General features: G+C 59.5%; 18 protein-coding genes. 11 read left to right on the forward strand and 7 right to left on the reverse strand.

What is annotated here, in order from left to right; genetic code table 11:
• The first annotated feature begins 52 nt into the window (after positions 1-52).
• From QSV77_RS16265 to QSV77_RS16275, 3 genes are all read left to right on the forward strand, one after another.
• Complete coding sequence (locus tag QSV77_RS16265; RefSeq protein ID WP_269699258.1) at positions 53-250, forward strand: hypothetical protein; 198 nt, start codon at positions 53-55, stop codon at positions 248-250.
• A gap of 266 nt (positions 251-516) precedes the next feature.
• Positions 517-1,062 (forward strand): flavin reductase family protein, encoded by a 546-nt coding sequence (locus QSV77_RS16270; protein WP_302734274.1) that lies wholly within the window; start codon positions 517-519, stop codon positions 1,060-1,062.
• Between the two features lie 40 nt (positions 1,063-1,102).
• Entirely contained in the window at positions 1,103-2,047 is a 945-nt protein-coding gene (locus tag QSV77_RS16275) for an acyl-CoA dehydrogenase family protein (protein WP_302734275.1), read from the forward strand.
• A gap of 7 nt (positions 2,048-2,054) precedes the next feature.
• On the opposite strand, the gene QSV77_RS16280 is transcribed toward QSV77_RS16275, so the two are convergent.
• The gene (locus QSV77_RS16280) at positions 2,055-2,504 is read right to left on the reverse strand and encodes an Rrf2 family transcriptional regulator (RefSeq protein ID WP_046801485.1); all 450 of its coding nucleotides are present in this window, start codon (positions 2,502-2,504) and stop codon (positions 2,055-2,057) included.
• Positions 2,505-2,807: 303 nt separating this feature from the next.
• Here QSV77_RS16280 and QSV77_RS16285 point away from each other — a divergent pair, with 303 nt between their 5' ends.
• From QSV77_RS16285 to QSV77_RS16315, 7 genes are all read left to right on the forward strand, one after another.
• A complete protein-coding gene (locus tag QSV77_RS16285; protein WP_302734276.1) occupies positions 2,808-3,812 on the forward strand; it encodes an LLM class flavin-dependent oxidoreductase in 1,005 nt (334 codons plus the stop codon).
• A gap of 22 nt (positions 3,813-3,834) precedes the next feature.
• Positions 3,835-5,175, forward strand: coding sequence for an LLM class flavin-dependent oxidoreductase (locus QSV77_RS16290; RefSeq protein ID WP_302734278.1), 1,341 nt, complete (start codon positions 3,835-3,837; stop codon positions 5,173-5,175).
• Between the two features lie 72 nt (positions 5,176-5,247).
• A complete protein-coding gene (locus QSV77_RS16295) occupies positions 5,248-6,435 on the forward strand; it encodes a M20 aminoacylase family protein (RefSeq protein ID WP_302734279.1) in 1,188 nt (395 codons plus the stop codon).
• Between the two features lie 21 nt (positions 6,436-6,456).
• Positions 6,457-7,014, forward strand: coding sequence for a GNAT family N-acetyltransferase (locus QSV77_RS16300; protein ID WP_302734280.1), 558 nt, complete (start codon positions 6,457-6,459; stop codon positions 7,012-7,014).
• Between the two features lie 12 nt (positions 7,015-7,026).
• Positions 7,027-8,826, forward strand: coding sequence for an amino acid ABC transporter permease/ATP-binding protein (locus tag QSV77_RS16305; protein WP_302734281.1), 1,800 nt, complete (start codon positions 7,027-7,029; stop codon positions 8,824-8,826).
• Between the two features lie 21 nt (positions 8,827-8,847).
• Positions 8,848-9,786: an ABC transporter substrate-binding protein gene (locus QSV77_RS16310; RefSeq protein ID WP_302734282.1), complete on the forward strand. Its 939-nt coding sequence runs from the start codon at positions 8,848-8,850 to the stop codon at positions 9,784-9,786.
• Between the two features lie 118 nt (positions 9,787-9,904).
• Entirely contained in the window at positions 9,905-10,840 is a 936-nt protein-coding gene (locus tag QSV77_RS16315) for an ABC transporter substrate-binding protein (protein ID WP_302734283.1), read from the forward strand.
• Positions 10,841-10,908: 68 nt separating this feature from the next.
• Here the strand turns inward: QSV77_RS16315 and QSV77_RS16320 are convergent, their stop codons facing one another.
• The gene (locus QSV77_RS16320) at positions 10,909-12,234 is read right to left on the reverse strand and encodes an FAD-binding oxidoreductase (RefSeq protein WP_302734284.1); all 1,326 of its coding nucleotides are present in this window, start codon (positions 12,232-12,234) and stop codon (positions 10,909-10,911) included.
• A gap of 233 nt (positions 12,235-12,467) precedes the next feature.
• On the opposite strand from QSV77_RS16320, the gene QSV77_RS16325 reads away from it, so the two are divergent.
• Entirely contained in the window at positions 12,468-12,944 is a 477-nt protein-coding gene (locus tag QSV77_RS16325; RefSeq protein ID WP_046801438.1) for an Lrp/AsnC family transcriptional regulator, read from the forward strand.
• A gap of 248 nt (positions 12,945-13,192) precedes the next feature.
• Here the strand turns inward: QSV77_RS16325 and QSV77_RS16330 are convergent, their stop codons facing one another.
• The 5 genes from QSV77_RS16330 to QSV77_RS16350 form a co-directional block, all read right to left on the reverse strand.
• Positions 13,193-14,848 (reverse strand): ABC transporter ATP-binding protein, encoded by a 1,656-nt coding sequence (locus QSV77_RS16330; RefSeq protein WP_302734285.1) that lies wholly within the window; start codon positions 14,846-14,848, stop codon positions 13,193-13,195.
• Entirely contained in the window at positions 14,848-15,699 is an 852-nt protein-coding gene (locus QSV77_RS16335) for an ABC transporter permease (RefSeq protein ID WP_142843619.1), read from the reverse strand. The genes QSV77_RS16330 and QSV77_RS16335 overlap by 1 nt, the downstream gene beginning before the upstream one ends.
• Positions 15,699-16,649 carry an ABC transporter permease gene (locus QSV77_RS16340; RefSeq protein WP_302734286.1) on the reverse strand — a complete coding sequence of 317 codons (951 nt, stop codon included), beginning with the start codon at positions 16,647-16,649 and terminating at the stop codon, positions 15,699-15,701. The genes QSV77_RS16335 and QSV77_RS16340 overlap by 1 nt, the downstream gene beginning before the upstream one ends.
• Positions 16,650-16,745: 96 nt before the next feature.
• A complete protein-coding gene (locus tag QSV77_RS16345) occupies positions 16,746-18,356 on the reverse strand; it encodes an ABC transporter substrate-binding protein (protein WP_052818935.1) in 1,611 nt (536 codons plus the stop codon).
• A gap of 95 nt (positions 18,357-18,451) precedes the next feature.
• Positions 18,452-19,165: an HAD-IA family hydrolase gene (locus QSV77_RS16350; protein WP_161991664.1), complete on the reverse strand. Its 714-nt coding sequence runs from the start codon at positions 19,163-19,165 to the stop codon at positions 18,452-18,454.
• Between the last annotated feature and the right edge of the window lie 114 nt (positions 19,166-19,279).

Consider the following 19,279-nt stretch of genomic DNA (forward strand, 5'->3'; position numbering starts at 1 on the left):
CGATTTTGGATCCGCGCCGGAGGATAGTGGACGTTGAGCAAAGGAGGCGCACATGCCGCAGGGATTTCATGCGTTTACTTTTGATCTGTTCGGTCTGACCCGGCGTCGGCCGCACGCAGATGAGCAGGTTACTCTTCATCCGCTGGATCATACCGGGCGGATCAGGCAGGGAAAAAGCGATCTCGAGCTTGAGCGGGAGGAAATCTGCGAAATGAACTTCGCCATGCTTAGCCTGTACCCGGTTTTCTAAGGTTACAGACCGCCGGTGTGGCAAGGCTCGCGGGAGAGACAAACACTCCCCTATTCGGAAAAATTGGGACGAAATTTCTTATATAGCCGGGGGAATTGGCTACCCTCTATTTGTCCAGTTTCTTGCCGGCCGGGTTGAGTAACAAAGGGTCTGACAGATAGAACATTATTTCCATAGAATATAAATATTATGGAAAACGATGTCTATTTAATGCCCTGCCGCCACTGCTAGCTATTGGACAATTCAGCTGTTTTCAGGAGCGATCGATGACACTGCAATATGCGGCCAAGGATCAACAATTCATCAATCTTCGCGATCCGGTCTCGGGTAAGGCTGCGGATGCCGACAGCCTCAAGGCGGCGCTGAGAACGCTCGGCGGCGGTGTCAGCGTCATCACCGCCGGAGAAGGCGAGGCGCGCACGGGTGCGACCGTCACTTCGGCTACCGCTTTGTCTGTCGATCCGCCGAGAATTCTGGTGGCGCTCAACCGCTCGTCGTCCACATGGCCGGTGGTGCAGCGTTTTGGTCACCTCGCCGTCAACATCATCGGCGCGAACCACCAGTTCATCGCCAACCAGTTTGCCGGCGTTGGCGGCCTGAAAGGTGCGGACCGTTATCGCGGCGCGGAGTGGACCAGGCTTGCAAGTGGCGCGCCCATTCTTGAGGACGCCGTTGCCGCTATCGACTGCACCATCGAAGAAGCAATCGAGCGACACAGCCACGTCATCATCATCGGCAAGGTGGAGGCGATCCGCATCGGCTCCGGACATTCGCTGGTCTACCAGAACGGGCGTTATCATTCGCTGGACTGAGTGAGCGCTTTCAACGGGTTATTTTTTGAGGGAGTTGAGCATGGGATCTGTCACGCCTCTCGGCGAAAGAATTCGTTTCGTTCCTCCACGTCTCGGCGCGGATGGCGATGTGCTGACCGTCGCCCGGGCAATTGCCGGGAAATGTCCCTTCGAAAATAGCGGGCAGATCCACGCGCGGATCGCCCGCTCCGGCCTTCTTGCCCTCTCTGTTCCGAACGAACTGGGTGGAGCGGATATAACCAACGATATTCTCGCCCAGGCACTTTCGATTATTGCTGCCGCGGATGCGGAGGCGGCGCGTGATCTGGTCGAACATTTCACTGCGCTTGAATTCATCCGGAATGCCGGCGGCGAAGAGCAACGCAAGGCCCTCTTTGCCCGTCTCGATCTTGGCGAAACCTTCGCGCTTTCTTCCTCCGATCTCAGCGCGGAGCATGCGGTTTTAACGAATGACGATGATTTCGCCCTGCGACTTCCCGACGATGTGGTGCGTTCTGTTGCGACCGATGCGGACTGGATTGTCGTTCCGGCTGTGAATGCGGCGGGAAAAAACCTGCTCGTGGTCTTGCGCAATCGGCCGGATACATCATGGGATGGCCTGCTGCGCGCCGATCAGGTTACATTTCTTGCGCAGGGCGCAGGAAATCTCGCCGCCTCCGTTGCCACCCTGCTGAAAGCTGCGGTGGCACTCGGTGAAAAACAGCGTGAACTCTCGACGCTATTGATTGACCGATTGGCAGACGAGGGCGCGGCGCGTCCCGTCATCGGCGAGGTTTTTCTCGCCATTGAACTGCTGAAAGCGCAAATCTCCAGCCTGGCGGCAAATATCGATGCGGCGCAGGTGGGCGCGGAAAGCGTCACCTTTCGCTCGGTCAGAAACAACGCCATCACGCTTGAAATCCTGATGGCGCGTCTCGGCCTTATCGATGGCCTGAGCGAATCCGGGCTGATTGCCTCTCTAGAGGATGATCTGCGCCGGCAATAAGCGAAGCCTATTTTCCGGCAGGAATGGAAAGCGCGTCCTGCCCATCCTTCGCGACGAATTGTGCGAGCGTCATATTATCCAGAATGGTTGCAATGGCGTCGCGCACGTCCGTCATCGAAACCCTGACCTGACAGGTCTCGGGATCGTCACAGTCGTCGCAGGCTTCAAAGGCGGTACGGCTGGCACAGCGGATGGGAGCCAAAGGCCCGTCCAGCGTGCGGATAACCTGGCCGATCATGATTTCGGATGGCATTTTCGATAGGGAATAACCGCCATTCGGTCCCTTCTTGGAGCGCAGAATACCGCTGTTGCGCAGCTCCAGAAGAATGGTGTCCAGAAATTTCTTCGGAATATTGTTGCGCGTGGCAATCTCGGTCACGAAGGCGGTTTCTCCCTGGGGCAACCGCGCCAGATCGACCAGAGCCTTTAATCCGTATTTGCCTTTTTTGGTCAACATCGCCTGATCCGCAAAGAGGGCCGGCACATTCTGCAACGTCGGCCATATTATTCCTAACTTACTAAGTAGTTTTTAGCGAATTCCCGCGCAAGCCGTTTCCTCCGGATATGGCCTTGAAAACCGCCTGTTTTCCGCCTTTTCGACGTCGCATCTCCGGCGCTGCGGATATTTTTTGCCTAAACCGGTTTCAGAATCGTGACGGAAAATAATATTTTCTCTGATCGCGCTGCAACGTGGAACGAACGTTCTTTATTAGAATATAAAATCAGTAGACAAAGTATGCATCAAAAGACGTGCGAGGTGATGATGTATACTCTCAGTTTGCTGGATAAGAGCCCCGTTTCGGCGAGCGAGGATGCGGCAGGCGCATTCCGCGACACGATCAATCTCGCCAGACGCGCCGAAGATCTGGGTTACCGGCGGTTCTGGGTGGCCGAGCATCACAATTCGCCGGAGCTTGCCGGTTCCGCGCCCGAGGCGCTGGTGGCGTGGATACTCGCGAAGACATCCCGCATCCGCGTCGGTTCAGGTGGCGTGATGCTGCAGCATTACAGCCCCTATAAGGTTGCCGAAGTCTTCAACGTGCTATCGGCGCTTGCACCCGGCCGGGTCGATCTTGGTGTGGGAAAGACACCGGGCGGGTTGCCGCTGGCAACCTCAGCCCTGCAACAGGCTTATGACCCGGCGAGAAAGCCGGATTTCGAAACGGCCTTCGGGGAACTCACCACATTCTTGTCCGGTGCCGCGCCACAGGACCATGCGCAGGCTGGATTGCAGGCAACGCCGGCGCCGCCGGTCGCAGCGGAGAGGTTTCTGCTCGGCGCCAGCCCGGAAAGCGCAAGGCTTGCGGCCTCAAAGGGATGGAACTTCGTTTTTGCCGGCCACCTCAATGGTGATCCGGAGGTTCTTCGCAGCAGTGTTTTGGCTTTCCGAGAACAAAGCGGTGGCAAGGCTCCGGTCCTTGCCCTGTCGGCTTTTGCCGCGAGCGACCCCGACCATGCTGCAAGGCAGGTGGAGGGACAGCGCATCTACCGGGTATTTCTGAGCGATGGCAGGGCGTTCAACCTCGGCCGGCGCGAGCAGGCGGAAGAGTTCGCCCGCCAATCCGGTGACAGCGATTATCGCATCGAGGAGCGCAAGCCCAACGTGCTCCATGGCGCGCCAGAAGATATTCACCGGGCGTTGCGTGCGCTTTCCGAAGAACACGGCATCGAGGAATTCATCATCGAACCGCCGCATGTGGGAGCCGATCAGCGGCTTGCCTCGATTGAACTCTTGGCCACGCATCGCCTTTCGCGGGCGGCGTGATCTTGTCCTCAGGAGAAATGACATGACGAGAAAGAAAATCCGTTTCGGCATCATGCTTCAGGGTCCCGGTGGGCATATGAATGCCTGGCGGCACCCAAAAAGCCCGGTCGACGCCAGCGTCAATTTCGACTTCTTCAGGAAGACGGCGCTGAAGGCGGAAGCCGCCGGCATTGCCTTCGCCTTCGTGGCGGACGGGCTTTACATAAACGACAAGTCTATCCCGCATTTCCTCAACCGTTTCGAGCCATTGACCATTCTTTCGGCGCTTGCCTCCGTCACCTCGAAGATCGGCCTCGCGGGTACTGTTTCGACGTCTTATAGCGACCCTTTCACGATCGCCCGCCAGTTCGCCTCGCTCGACCTGTTGAGCGGCGGCCGTGCCGGATGGAATGCCGTGACGACGCCGCTTGAAGGCACGGCGAAGAACTACAGCCGCAATCATCCGGAACATGCGCTGCGCTACGAGATCGCCGATGAATATCTCGAAGTCATCAAGGGGTTGTGGGATAGCTGGGACGACGACGCCTTCGTGCGCAACCGGGAGAGCGGACAGTTCTTCGAGCGCGACAAACTCCATACGCTCGGTCACAAGGGACGGTTCTTCCAGGTGGAAGGCCCGCTGAACATCCAGCGTTCGCCACAGGGGCAGCCGGTGGTGTTTCAGGCAGGCTCCTCCGATGCGGGTATCGGCCTTGCGGGCAAACATGCCGATGCCGTCTTCACCAATTCCGCTTCGCTGGAAGAAAACCAGACCTTCCTCAAACGTGTAAAGCAGAGCGCCGTTGCGCAGGGCCGATCCGCCGGCGACGTGAAGATTTTCCCCGGTATCGGACCGATCGTCGGCGAGACGCAGGAAGAGGCGGAGGCGAAGTATGACGTCATCCGCAACCTCATCACCATCGAAGATGCGCTTGCCTATCTCGGCCGCTTTTTCGACCACCATGATTTCAGCACCTATCCGCTGGATGAACCTTTCCCCGAACTCGGTGATATCGGCAAGAACAGCTTCCGTTCAACGACCGACCGTATCAAGCGTCGGGCAAAGGAAAAGAACCAGACGCTGCGAGAAGCGGCGCTGGAGGCTGCAACCCCACGCGAAGGTTTCATCGGCACACCGGACAAGGTGGCGGACGAAATCATCCGCTGGGTGGAAAATGATGCGGCCGATGGTTTCATTCTGGGCTTCCCGGTAATTGCCGAAGGGCTGGATGATTTCATCCGCCTCGTCATTCCAGTGCTGCAGCGGCGCGGTTATTTCGATCCACATCTGGAAGGGGCAACCCTGCGGGATCATCTCGGCCTGCCTTTCCGGGAAAGCGTCTATTCCAGCGGCGAAAGCGGCTCGGACAAGGCCATAGCATAGAGCTGCGGCCGGGCGGCCGCCGGCGCAGATTACAAGACACGGCGGGCAAAAAGCCGTGCAGGAGACAGAACCATGAATATCCGCATTGACGGCGCGCGTCCGCAGGACGACGCCGAACGGGGAATCCTTGCCTTCGTCGAGGAGAGTATCGCCATCCGGCATGATCTCCACCGGCATCCGGAGCTGTCGCTCAAGGAAAACCGCACGGCGGCGCTCATCGCCCGTTATCTGCTGTCGTTCGGATATGAGGTGACGGAAGGTGTCGGCGGTCACGGTGTCGTTGCCACCCTGAAACGGGGTCATGGTGAAAAACGTCTCGGCATCCGCGCCGATATCGATGCGCTGCCAATTCATGAAGAGACCGGCCTTGCCTATGCCAGCGAAACGCCGGGCGTCATGCATGCCTGCGGTCATGATGGTCACACGACGATCCTGCTCACGGCTGCCCGTTATCTTGCTGAAACTTCGAATTTTTCCGGCACTTTGACGCTGATCTTCCAGCCCGCCGAGGAGATCGGCGCGGGTGCGAGGGCGATGATAAAGGACCGGCTGTTCGAGCGGTTTCCCGTTGATGCGGTCTTCGGCCTGCACAATTGGCCGGGTGTGGAAACCGGACAGTTCGGTTTCGTGGAAGGCCCTGCCATGGCCTCCGTCGACAAGGCGCAGGTGCGTATCGTCGGCAAGGGCGGCCACGGTGCGGCGCCGCATGAGACGGTCGATCCGGTTCTGGTCTCGGCAAGCTTCATCACCGCCCTGCAGAGCATTGTTTCCCGCAACGTCGATCCGCGCGAAATGGCGGTGCTGACCGTCGGTTCCATCCATGGCGGAACCGCCTCCAACGTCATTCCCGAGAGCGTGGAACTGCAGATCACCGCCCGGGCTTTTTCACCCGCCGTGCGCGACAGGCTGGAAGAACGGCTTCCGGCACTCGCCAAGGCGCAGGCGGAAAGTTTTGGCGCAAGGGCTGACGTTGCCTATTCCCGTGGTTTTCCGCCTGTAATCAATCACGCGGCGCAGACGGTTTTCGCCCGCGATGTCGCCAGACGGCATTTTCCAGCCGGACAGATCGTCGAAGGGTTTCAGCCGCGCACGGCGAGCGAAGATTTCGCTTTCATGCTGCAGGAGCGACCCGGCTCCTACCTCTTCGTCGGCAATGGCGACAGCGCCTCCCTGCACAGCCCTCACTATGATTTCAACGATGCAATCATTGCGCCTGCGGCACGCTTCTGGGTGCGCCTGGCTGAAGCATACCTCTCCTGACACGAAATTTAGGACAAGGACATGAGCGACAGTTTTTTCTACACATCGGTCAAGGATCCGCTCGCAACTCCGCTTCTGGAGGAGTTGCTGTTCGAATATGACAGCCGTTACGGCACATTCTTCAATGCGGAAGGGGCAAGGGCGGAGCTGAACAAATATCCCCCGGAAGCCTTTAGTCCGCCATACGGCAATTTCCTGCTGCTTCTGCGGGATGGAAAGCCGATCGCCGGCGGCGCTTTCATGCGTTACGACGAGGAGACTGCCGAATTCAAGCGGGTCTGGACCCATTCGGCCCATCGTCGGCAGGGGCTGGCGAAGCTCGTGCTTCGGGAACTGGAGCAGCAGGCGATCCGGCAGGGTTATGCCCGTGTTTATCTGACCACGGGGTTCCGACAGCCGGAAGCCGTCGGCCTCTATCTCACCAATGGTTATCGCGCCTTGTTCGACACGGCGGCCGACCCCGAGACGATCAGGTCGTTGCCCTTCGAAAAATTTCTTGCCGATGCGGCTTCCGGTCCCCTCCCGGACGGCGCGCCGATACCGGCCGTCCATCCGCAACCCTCTTCCGCCCATCCGTGAAAGGCTCTTTAGATGACGATAGCCTCTGATTTTCCGCATGTGGCGGTCAGCGAGCAGAAGGGCGAGCCGGTTAAAGGTGGTTACGGCCATTTCCGCATCGTTCCTGCCCGTTACCCCTTGCGCACCGTGGGCACGGTTTTTTCCGTCCTGATCATTGCGGCCGTGCTGCATTCCGTTTTCGGCAATCCGCGCTGGGGTTGGGACGTCTTTGCCGAATGGTTCTTCGCCGAACCGGTGCTCGTTGGCCTTGGCCGGACATTGCTGTTGACGGCGCTGGGTGCGCTGTTCGGGTTTGTTCTCGGAACGCTGCTGGCACTTGCCCGTGTGTCCCGCTCGCCGTTGCTGGTTGCCGTTTCCTGGACCTATATCTGGATTTTCCGGTCGATCCCGCTGATCGTGCTTCTGCTGATCCTCAACAATCTCGGTTATCTCTATGAAACGGTGACGATCGGCGTGCCTTATACCGGCATCAACTTCTTCAGCTGGAATACGACGCAGCTGATGACGCCGTTTGCGGCCGCCGTGCTGGGCCTCACTCTCAATCAGGCGGCCTTTGCATCAGAAATCGTGCGTGGCGGCATTCTCTCGGTGGACCAGGGGCAGCTGGAAGCCGCCGCCGCGCTCGGCCTTCCACGTCGGCGGCAGGCCTCCCGCATCGTTCTGCCGCAGGCCATGCGGTCCATCCTGCCGACGGCCTTCAACGACATCATCGGCCTCGCAAAGGGAACATCGCAGGTCTATATCCTCGCGCTACCGGAATTGTTCTACACGATCCAGATCATCTATCGCCGCAATCTGGAAGTGATCCCGCTGCTGATGGTCGCAACCGTCTGGTATCTGGTGATCCTGACGGCGCTATCGATCGTTCAGCATCATATCGAACGGCATTTTTCCCGGGGTGCGCTTCGCAATCCGCCACCTTCGCTTTTCGCCACCGTCTACCGCACCTTCCTGCCACGCCGGGCAGCGTCGGAGCCGGCGGCCGTGACAGTGCCTGCAAAGCGGGAGGCTTCGGTATCGGCGCGTGCGGGAGGCTTCCGCATCGGCAATCGTGGCGGTTCGGTGAATATCCACGGTGTTTCCAAGTCTTTCGGCACACTCAAGGTGCTGGATGATGTCTCCCTTTCCATTCCGGCAGGCAGCGTCACCACCATTCTTGGCCAATCCGGCTCGGGCAAGTCCACCCTGCTGCGCTCCATCAACCATCTGGAGCGCGTCGATGACGGCTTTATCGCCATAGACGGCGAGCTGGTTGGTTATCGCCAGCAGGGCGATACGCTTTATGAGCTGAAGGAGCGGGAAATCCTCAAACGCCGCGTCGAAGTGGGCATGGTGTTCCAGAGCTTCAACCTGTTTCCGCATCTCACTGCGCTTGAAAACATCATCGAAGCGCCGGTCGCGGTTCGCGGCATCTCGAAAGAACAGGCTGAAGTGGAAGCGCGCGATCTTCTGGCTCGTGTCGGCCTTGCCGAGAAGGCCAATGCCTACCCGCGCCAGCTTTCCGGCGGCCAGCAGCAACGCGTGGCGATTGCCCGGGCACTCGCCCTGCGGCCAAAGGTGCTGCTGTTCGATGAGCCGACATCCGCGCTCGATCCTGAACTGGTCAATGAAGTGCTTGACGTCATCAAGGAGCTCTCCCGCTCCGGCGTCACCCTTATCATCGTCACCCATGAGATCGGTTTTGCCCGCGAAGTCTCCGACAGGGTCGTCTTCATGGAACAGGGCCGCATCGTTGAAACGGGCACACCGGAGAAGGTGTTCAACAACCCTGAACATCCGCGCACGGCCGAATTCCTCGCAAAAGTTCTCTAATCATAACAAGGAAACACTCACATGGCTTTTTCATCGAAATTATTGTCCCTGCTCGCCGGCGGTCTTTTCACCGCCACCATCGCGCTCATTCCCGCTGCGCATGCGCAGGAGGTTGACCTGTCGCCCGAAGAGAAGGGCCGGGTGCGCGCCGAAAAGGTTGAGGAGGCAATCAAGCTTCTGCCCGCCGGCCATAAATTCATCGCCGATGGCAAGCTGACGGTCGCGACCGTGCCCTTCCGCCTGCCGCTGGTCGATTATGCGAGCGACACGAAAACGCCGATCGGTGTGGAGCCGGATATCGCCCAGCTGGTTGCCGACAGCCTTGGGCTTGAACTTCAGCTCGTTCCGATTGCCTGGGCCGACTGGCCGCTCGGCCTTGCTTCCGGCAAATATGATGCCGTCGCATCCAACATCACGGTGACGGAAGCGCGCAAGGAGAAGTTCGATTTCTCCAGCTATCGCAACGATCTGCTCGGCTTTTATGTCGGCAACAACAGCAAGGTCACATCCATCGGCAAGCCTGAGGATGTCGCCGGGCTGAAGGTGATCGTCGGCGCAGCCACCAATCAGGAGCAGATCCTGCTGAAATGGATCAAGGACAACAAGGCCAAGGGACTGGCCGACACCGAAGTGCAATATTACGACGATCAGGCCGTGCTTGACGTTGCCCTGCAATCCGGTCGTGCGGATGCCTATCTCGGCCCCAATGCCACTTCGGCCTTCCAGGCGGCAAGCCAGAAAAAGACCAAGCTCGTCGGCACCTTCTCGGGCGGCTGGCCGGAAGCGGCGGAAATCGCCTTCGCTTCGAAAAAGGATGCCGGCATCGCCGAGGCCGTCACGGCTGCGCTGAATGCCCAGATCAAGAACGGCAATTACGGCAAGGTTCTCGCTCGCTGGAATCTCGGCTCGGAAGCCATCACCGAATCCCGCACCAATCCGCCCGGCCTGCCCAAGAGCTGAGCGTGAAAAACCGAGTTTCTAAAAGCTGAGTCGAAGGTGGGACATCACTCAGCCGGTGGCGCGGGCATCCTCCCGCCCGCGCTACCCTCGTCCCGCAATCCTTTATCGGGAAATCATGATGAGCTTTACCTCTCGTTTCGCCAAGGCCACGTTCGGCGTCTTTCTCTCCATCTCCGGTTTCGTCCCGGCCTTCGCAACCGATGTCTTCGATCTGTCACCGGATCAGCCTGGCCGTATCAGGGTTGAAAAAGACCCCGGCGCCATCGCCGCCCTTCCGAAAGATTTCAAATTCGTCACGCCGGGCAAACTCACTGTCGCCGTTTCTCCCGGTGGACCGCCATTGGCCACCTATGCGACGGATGCCAAGACCGTCGTGGGCGCAGACCCGGACTACGCGCTTGCCGTTGCCGATAGTCTCGGCCTTGAGCTGGAACTGGTGGCCGTGGCCTGGGCCGACTGGCCGCTCGGCCTCGCCTCGGGCAAATATGATGCCGTCATCTCCAATGTCGGTGTTACCGAACAGCGCAAGGAAAAGTTCGATTTCTCAACCTACCGCCAGGGCCTGCATGGCTTCTTCGTCAAGTCCGACAGCGGCATAACCTCCATCACCGAGCCGAAGGATGCCGCCGGTCTGAGGATCATCGTTGGTGCCGGCACCAATCAGGAGCGTATTCTGCTGAAATGGAGCGACGAGAATGTCGCTGCCGGCTTGAAGCCGATCGAGTTGCAATATTACGATGACGAAGCCACCCGGCTGGTCGCTCTTTCGGCGGGCCGGGCGGATGTGATCGTCCAGCCGCATGCGCAGCTGGTGTTCATCGCCGCGCGCGACAAGACCATCAAGCGGGTGGGAACGCTCTCGGCCGGCTGGCCGGAGCGCTCGGATGTCGCCATCACCACCCGTAAGGGTTCTGGACTGGCCGACGCGCTGACGCTTGCCACCAATGATCTGATCAAAAATGGTGCTTACGCAAAAATTCTCGATCGCTGGCAGCTAGCGGAAGAAGCCCTGCCGGAATCGCGCACCAATCCCCCCGGCCTGCCAAAAAGCTGACCGGTCAAAAATGCGGCGGACGGCAATATCCGCAGGTTCGCCTGCGGATATTGTTTTGCTGTATGGCTTCAGAAATCTGCAACCTTGCCCCATGACGAATCAAGGAAACGGCTGGGGTGATAAGGAACGGGATCGACGATCGGGTTCGAACCCGTGACGATATCGGCGATCAGATGACCGGCCCCCGGTCCGATGCCGAAACCATGGCCGCTGAAGCCGGCAGCGAGAATGAAACCGGGTAACTCGCTGGTTTCGCCAATGGCCGGAACGCCATCCGGCGTACTGTCGATGAAGCCGGCCCAGGCGGCGGAAATCTGAGTGTTGCGAAGCGCGGGCAGAAGGTCCAGCGCCCTTTTGTGGGTCTCCCGGATGGCGGCGGCATTGGGTTTTGGATCGAGAATGCGAACCCGCTCCATCGGCGTCGGCGCATCCAGCCGCCAGCGCTTCAACGTTTCGTGGCCGCCGCGAATGCCTTCCAGCCCACCCGGCCGCAGGCTGCGCCAGCGCTTGAGGAACATCGGCACGAATTCACGCGCGAACCGCATCTGCTGCGCCGTCGGGTCGATACGGCCAAGGCCGCTGATGGCGAGGGTATAACCGCCGTTGTTCCGGCGTGTCAGCGAAACGGCCTTTGTATGCAATGCATCCGGCAGGCCTTCAGCACCCGGGGTGACCGAGAGGATGGAGGAGCGGACGGAAGCCTGCGGGAAACGAATGCCGAGTTGACGGCAGAAGGAAGACGCCCATGCGCCGCCGGACATGATGGCGGTTTTGGTGTGGATCGTGCCTTTTTCGGTGACGACGGCGCTGACCCGGCCACCCTCGGTCTCGAGCCCGCGCGCGGCGCAATTCTGATGCACCGTGCCGCCGAGTTTGATAATGGCGCGCGCCACGGCGGGTGCCGCCATGGACGGATCGGCCGTGCCGTCGGTGGGTGAGAAGACGCCGCCCTGCCAGCGTTTGCCAGTTGCCCGGCCCCGCTCACTTGCCTCATCGGCGCTCAGCATATGCGTCGTCACACCGGCGGTGATGGCAAAGTCGCGCCAGCGCGCCCAGCCGGCAAGTTCCGCCTCGTTGTCGCTGAGGTAAAACAATCCGCAACGGCGAAAGCCGGTGTCTTCGCCGCTTTCACTGGCAAATTGCTCCCACAATGCAAGGCTCTGGGTCGAAATCGGCAATTCACGCGCATCGCGGTTCTGCTGCCGGCACCAGCCCCAGTTGCGGCTGGATTGCTCCGCGCCAACAAGGCCCTTTTCCACCAGAGCCACTTTCAGGCCTCGCCGGGCGAGGTAATAGGCCGCGAATACCCCAACGATGCCACCGCCGATAATGACGGCGTCTGCGGCTTTCGGCAGCTCCGGCGATGTCGTGATCTGTTGCAGCGGGGCGGGCATGGGTCGGACTCCTTATATTCGTCCTAATTTACCTTTGGCTGGCGTGTACACGCTGCCAGACTGAGTGGTTTGCCGGAATCTCCTGCTGTTCATGGCCATGTCTGCAACTCTTTATGCTGCATCAAAAAAACATGCTTACATCGACAGGGCACGTGCATGCGATAAGATTTCCACTGCAGCGTCAGAATTTTATGCCGCGCACTCGAAAAAACAAAAAAGGGGTTCCGCACGTGATGAAACTTGACCGGATCGATATCAAGATCCTCTACGAACTGCAGAAAAACGGTCGCATCACCAATGTGGAACTGGCGGAGCTTGTCAATCTTTCGCCCAGCCCCTGCCTGATGCGGGTCAAGAAACTTCAGTCCGAAGGTTACATCGAAGGTTATTCGGCGCAGATCAACATCAACAAGCTCGGCCAGACACTGACTGTCTTTACCGAAATCACGCTCAAGAACCACCGGCAGATCGATTTCGCCCGCTTCCTCGGTGTCGTCGAGAAGATCGACCAGGTGGTGGAATGCCACCTCGTTTCCGGCGGTTACGACTACCTGCTGAAATTCGTCACATCAGGCATCGTAGAATATCAGTCGATCATGGAGCGGCTGACGGATATGGATGTCGGCATCGACAAATATTTCAGCTTCGTGGTTCTGAAATCGCCGATCACCAAATCGCATATGCCGCTGACCAGCCTGTTTCCGCTTTGAGGTGAGAGGGAGTGCATCAGACGTCCGCAGAACCGATGGGCTTGACAGGGCGTTGCACTTACACTCTATCACCCCGGACTTGATCCGGGGTCCAGCGCGATCAAGTCCTTGATCGCAAGAGACTCTTCTTACGGCGCAGACGCGCCGTGGCTGGATGCCGGATCAAGTCCGGCATGACGGAGGACAGCTTCTCAATCCTCTTTGGCACTCAACCAGGTTTTTGCAACGCCTTACTATTTTCCAGCGGCTTACCGCTTGGAAAACGCCCGCACCAGCTCCGCATCCTGCTGAAGATTGTCGAGCCATGTCGGATCGAGTTTCGGCACTGAGGAGAAGAGCAGCTTCGAATAGGGATGGGTGGGCGATTTGATCACTTCGGTTTCCAGATGCTCCACTTTCTGGCCACCATACATCACGACGATTTCGTCGCAGATTGTCTCAACCACCGAAAGATCGTGGCTGATGAAGATGTAGGAGAGGTTCAGTTCCCGCTGCAATTCTCCGAGCAGATCAATGATCGCGGCTGCGACGACGGTATCGAGCGCCGAGGTGATTTCATCGCAGATGATGAGCGATGGTTCGGCCGCAAGCGCACGGGCGAAATTGACACGCTGCTTCTGCCCGCCGGAGAGGCCGGAGGGATGGCGGTGGCGGACCGAGCGCGGCAACTTCACCATATCGAGCAGCTCATCGATCCGCGCATCGCGAGCCTTGCCTTTCATGCCGTGATAAAAGGTCAGTGGCCGGCCGAGAATATCTTCGATGGGTTTTGCCGGATTGAGCGCGGTATCGGCATATTGGAACACGATCTGCATGCGGCGAAGCTGGTCGCTGGTTCGACGCCGGGCATCGGCGTTGAGTTCATGGCCCTCGAAGACGACGTGGCCGCTTGCGGCCGGCAGGATGCCGGCAATGGCACGCGCCAGTGTCGATTTTCCGCAGCCGGATTCGCCGATGATGCCAAGATTGCGGCCGGGATAGACCGCAAGGCTGACGGAATCCACCGCACGCACCAGCGGCATGCGGTCATCGCCTTTCGTGCCATAACCGGCGATCAGCTGGTCGATATCGAGGAGCGGTGTCGCTTCACTTTGTTTGGGCGGTGTCACGACGCGCACCTTGTCGTTAAAGGCGGTCAACAATTCGCGGGTATAGGGGTGTTGGGCGTTCTCCAGAATATCCTTGGTCGGGCCGGTTTCCTGAACCTCGCCGCCTTTCAGCACCACAATCCGGTCGGCAATCTGGGCGACGACGGCAAGGTCGTGCGAAACATAGACGCCGCCAATGCCGCCCTTGCGCATCGCTGATTTGAAGGCACGCAGAACCTCTATCTGGGTCGTCACATCAAGTGCGGTCGTCGGTTCGTCGAAAATCACCAGTTGAGGATTGCCGATCAGTGCCATGGCGGCCGAGAGACGCTGCAACTGGCCACCGGACACCTGATGCGGGTAACGCTCGCCGATGGTTGCGGGATTGGGCAGTGACAATGCCTTGAAAAGCTCAACCGCTTTTTTACGCGCCTCCTGGGGCGGCATGAGGTGGTGGATGCGGGTGACTTCGATGACCTGATCGATGATTTTCTGCGCCGGGTTGAATGCGGCGGCCGCACTCTGCGGCACATAGGATATTTTCGTGCCGCGCACCCTGGCGCGCTCGGCTTCGGAAAGCTGCACCATGTCCTGGCCTGCCACCGTGACGCTGCCACCGGAAATGCGGCATCCCGGCCGTGCATACCCCATCAGGGTCAGCGCGATGGTAGTCTTGCCGGAACCGCTTTCGCCGATCAGCGCCACGATCTCGCCCTCGGCGATATCGATGTCGATACCCTTGATGATATCGATGCGGCGGCCGGAATCGGTGGTGGCCTCGACCTTCAGTCCACGGATTTCAACGAGATTGCTCATTATTCGCTCCTGTCGCGGATTTTCTGCGGCAGATTGTCGATCAGCAGGTTGACGCTGATCGTCAGGCTGGCAATCGCCAGCGACGGGAAGATGACCGCCGGGGCGGCAAAGGGCAGGCCGCCGATGTTTTCACGCACCAGCGCGCCCCAGTCGGCGTTTGGCGGCTGCAGGCCGAGACCGAGGAAGGACAGACCGGACAGCAGCAGCACGATGAAGACGAAACGCACGCCGAGATCCGCAAGTACGGGCCGGATGATGTTGGGCAGGATTTCGGAACTGATGAGATAAAGCAGGCTCTCGCCGCGCACCCGCGCGACGGTGACGAAATCCATGGTGTTGACATTGACGGCCAGCGCCCGGGCGAAGCGATAGGCGCCGGGCGTATAGATGACCGACAGCGTGACGATGAGCACCGGAATGGACGAGCCGACGGCCGCCACGACCACGAGGCCGAACAGCTTGCTCGGGATGGAGTTCACCGCGTCGAGGAAACGGCTGAGTGCTGCATCGAACCAGCCGCCGATGACGGCGGCGCACATGCCGAGCACGACGCCGCAGGTGCAGGCGATGGTGACGGCCGCCAGCGAAATGCCGACCGTGAAACGCGCGCCCATCAGGATACGGGAGAACACGTCTCGGCCGAGATAATCTGAACCGAGCCAGAGATCTGACGTCATAGGCCCGAAATAATCGAGATCGACGATTTCACCCACCGGATGGGGAATGAGATAGGGCGCGAAGATCGCAACCATGGCCCAGAGGAAAATGACGAGAAAGCCGAAAACGCCGACTGCGTTGATCTTGTAACCCAAACGCGCGGTCCCCTGATATGTCTTGATATGATCTGCCATCAGCGCAGCCTCGGATTGGACATGATGGCGATGATGTCAGCCGTCGTGATGAGCAAGAGATAACCGACGCAGAAGATCATCGCGCAGGTCTGGATCAGCGGCAGATCGCGGGTGGCGACGCCATCGACCATCAGCTTGGCGATACCGGGATAGTTGAAGATCGTCTCGACGATGATGACGCCACCGACAAGGTACGAAAGCGACAGCGCCACTGCATTGACGATGGGGCCGAGTGCATTGGGAAGCGCGTGACGCAGCACGATGCGCATGCGCGGCGCGCCCTTCAGCAGTGCCATTTCGACATAGGGCGTATCCAGCGTCTCGATCATCGCGGCGCGGCTCATGCGGATCATCTGGGCCGAGACGACGAAGGTTAGCGTTATGACCGGCATGGCGTAAACGCGCAGTACATCAAACAGCGTGTGAACCTCGCTGACCAGCGAAAGCGCCGGCAGCCATTTCAGATAAACCGCGAAAAGCAGGACGGCGAGCGTGGCGATCATGAATTCCGGCACGGAAATGACGCCGATGGTCAGCACCGTGACGATGCGGTCATAAAGCGTTCCACGCAGCATGGCGGAGCTGATGCCGAGTGTGAGCGCCAGTGGCACGGCGATGAGCGTGGTGATGCCGGCCAGCTTCATGGAGTTGACGAAGCGCGGGCCGATAAGATCGGCAATCGCCATGTTGTTGGCATAGGAGGTGCCGAGTTCGCCGTGCAGCAGGCCGAAAAGCCAGCGAACGAAGCGCAACAGGGCGGGATCGTCGAGATGCATGGCGGTGCGCAGGCCGGCCACGGCCTCCGGCGTTGCCGCCTGACCGAGAAGGATCGTCGCCGTGTCGCCGGGCAGCAGGCTGGTGGCGGAAAAGACGATAAATGACACGATCAGCAGCGTCGTCAGCATGACGACCAGCCGCCGGGCGACAAGGGACAATATCCGGCTGTTCATTCACATGCTCCTGCGACCTGCCTGATTGTGGAGGCTTTCCGCATCGGCGGAAAACTTGGCCGGGCGCAGCTTTTTTGCGCCCGGCTCCATGGTCTATCAGGCTTCGAGCCAGACGTATTCCGCAAAGGCGTAACCCATCATGCCGCCGAGCGGATTGGCTTCCAGGCCCTTCAGCTTGGAACTGATGGCATCCACGTTGGTAAGATAAGCGGGAATGATGGTGCCGGCTTCGTCGGCGATCATCGTCTGCATCTCGAAGTAGATCTGCTTGCGCTTCTCCATATCGAGCAGGCCGCGCGCCTCGAGCATCAGCTTGTCGAACTTCTCCGACTTGTACTGGCTCTCGTTCCAGGGAGCGTCGGATGCATAAAGCAGCGAGAACAGGATGTCCGGTGTCGGGCGCGGGTTGATGTTGCCGAAATGGATCGGTGCTTTCAGCCAGTAATTGCTCCAGTAGCCGTCAGCGGGAACGCGCTGAACATCCAGCTTGAGGCCGATTTCGGCAGCGGAGGCCTGGATGATCATTGCCATGTCGATGGCCGAATTTGCCGCATCCGAGGTGATGACCGGGATGGACTGACCCAGGAGGCCGGCTTTCTCGAAGTGGAACTTGGCCTTCTCGGGATCGAAGGCCTTCGGCTTCAGGTCCGGATTATGATAGGGGCTCATGGGCGGAACCGGCTGGTCGTTGCCGACTTCGCCAAGACCGCGCAAGGCCGCCTTGACGATCTGCTCACGGTTGACGATCGACTTCATGCCGGCAATGAAATCGGCCTTGTTGCCCGGAGCCTGATCAAGGCGCATGTTGAGATTGGTGTAGTTGCCGGAAGTTCCCTTCGACAGGACGACACCCTCCTGCTTGTCGAGCAGGCGAAGCGCGCGCGGATTGATGGCGGCCGCGAGCTGGATGTCGCCGGAGAGAAGCGCATTGACGCGGGCATTGTCGTCCGAGATCGCGAAGAACTCGAAGCTGTCGACGTGCGGGCCGCCGGATTTCCAGTAATTGCTGTTCTTGGACATGATCGAGCGCACACCCGGCTCGAATGTTTCAAGCTTGAAGGCGCCGGTGCCGTTGCCCTTGGAGAAGTCGGTCGCGCCGTCGGCGACGATCATGAAGTGGTGCATCGCAAGGATTGTCGGCAGGTCGGCATTGGCGCTGGCAAGCGTGATCTCGACCGTGCTCTTGTCGAGCGCCTTGAAGCCGGTCATCTGGGCGGCGATTTTAGCAACCTTGGAGCCGACAGCCGGATCGAGATGGCGTTTCAGCGAATAGACCACGTCATCGGCCGTCAGCGCCTTGCCGTCGTGGAAGGTGACGCCGGAACGCAGTTTGACCGTCCAGGTCTTGGCGTCCTTGGATTCGATGGATTCGGCCAGCTCCATCTGCGGCGTGCCGGAAGCATCGAGGAAGCTCAGCCGGTTATAAAGCGCGCAGCAACGGACATAATCCGTGGAAAGCGAGGCTTTTGCGGGGTCGAGCGTATCGGCTGTGGAGGAGGACCAGCCGGCCGCCTTCAGCGTGCCGCCGGAAACCGGGGTGGCCGCGAGCGCCTGCGAGGCGCGGCCAAGAATGGCCGAGCCGGCGGAAAGGGCGACGCCGCCGGCCAGCATCATGTGAAGCAGCTCACGCCGCGTCGCGCCGCGACGGATCGCCTGTTCAACGGCGGCATCGTCGGAGCGGGTCCAGTTTGTAATCCTGTCACTCATGGTCTTCCCCTTTTGTATGATTTGTTGAAATGCGTCTGCAGAAAATTCTGGCGGGTCGCGTCCCAGTTCGCGCCACGCCCCTGGTGGAGGGCGGTTCAGCCGCCCGCCTGCCTCGCGGCTTCGGCAAGGCCGGCCATCGAGGTGAAGTGATAATCCGGCTCGGTAAAGTTTTCCGGCTCGATCGTGCCGCCATATCCCTTCTGGTCGTGGCGGCGCTCAATCCAGCAATTGGTCATGCCCAGCTTCCGGGAAATGCCGATATCGTGGTACTGGCTTTGAGCGACATGCAGGATGTCGTCCTTCGAGGCGCCCTCGCTTGCAACGAAGGCGAAGACCTTCTCGAAAAAGGCCGGGTCCGGCTTTTCGGTGCCGGTATCATCCGCCGTGAAAGCGGCGTGGAAGGGATTGCCGAGTTCTTTCGAGAAATGTTCGAAGGCCCAGCGCTGGGCGTTTGTCATGGCGATGAGGCGGTGTGTCTTTGCAAGCTGCGCCATGGCGGCACGGCTGTCTTCGAAACCCTTCCAGTTCTTGGCGGCGTCGCGCAGGCGTTCGCCAAGAGCACGTTCTGCCGGCAAGCCAAGTTGCGGAGCGATGATGAGATACACGCGGACGAGATCGTCCGGAAACAGGTCTGTCGCGTCTGAATAACGGGCCGCGCGGTAAAGGCCGAGCGCCTTTTCACCATCGACTTCGACGCCATTCTCAGCGCCGATCTGCGTCAGGGTCGATTTCAGCCCCCCTTCGAAATCGATGAGAGTTCCCACCACATCGAAGCTCATATATTTGAAGTCGCTCAATTTTTTGGGCAATGTCGGTCTCCGCTCTGCCGCCTCGTCCTCTTGGGGGAGGTTGCGGCATTTTATTTTGTTCCCGGACGAGATCCTTGTCCCGTTCCTATTTTTGAAAACGCCGATTTTCATGGC

The sequence above is a fragment of the Agrobacterium sp. V1 genome (assembly GCF_030518355.1).
Taxonomy (GTDB): Bacteria; Pseudomonadota; Alphaproteobacteria; order Rhizobiales; family Rhizobiaceae; genus Agrobacterium; species Agrobacterium cucumeris.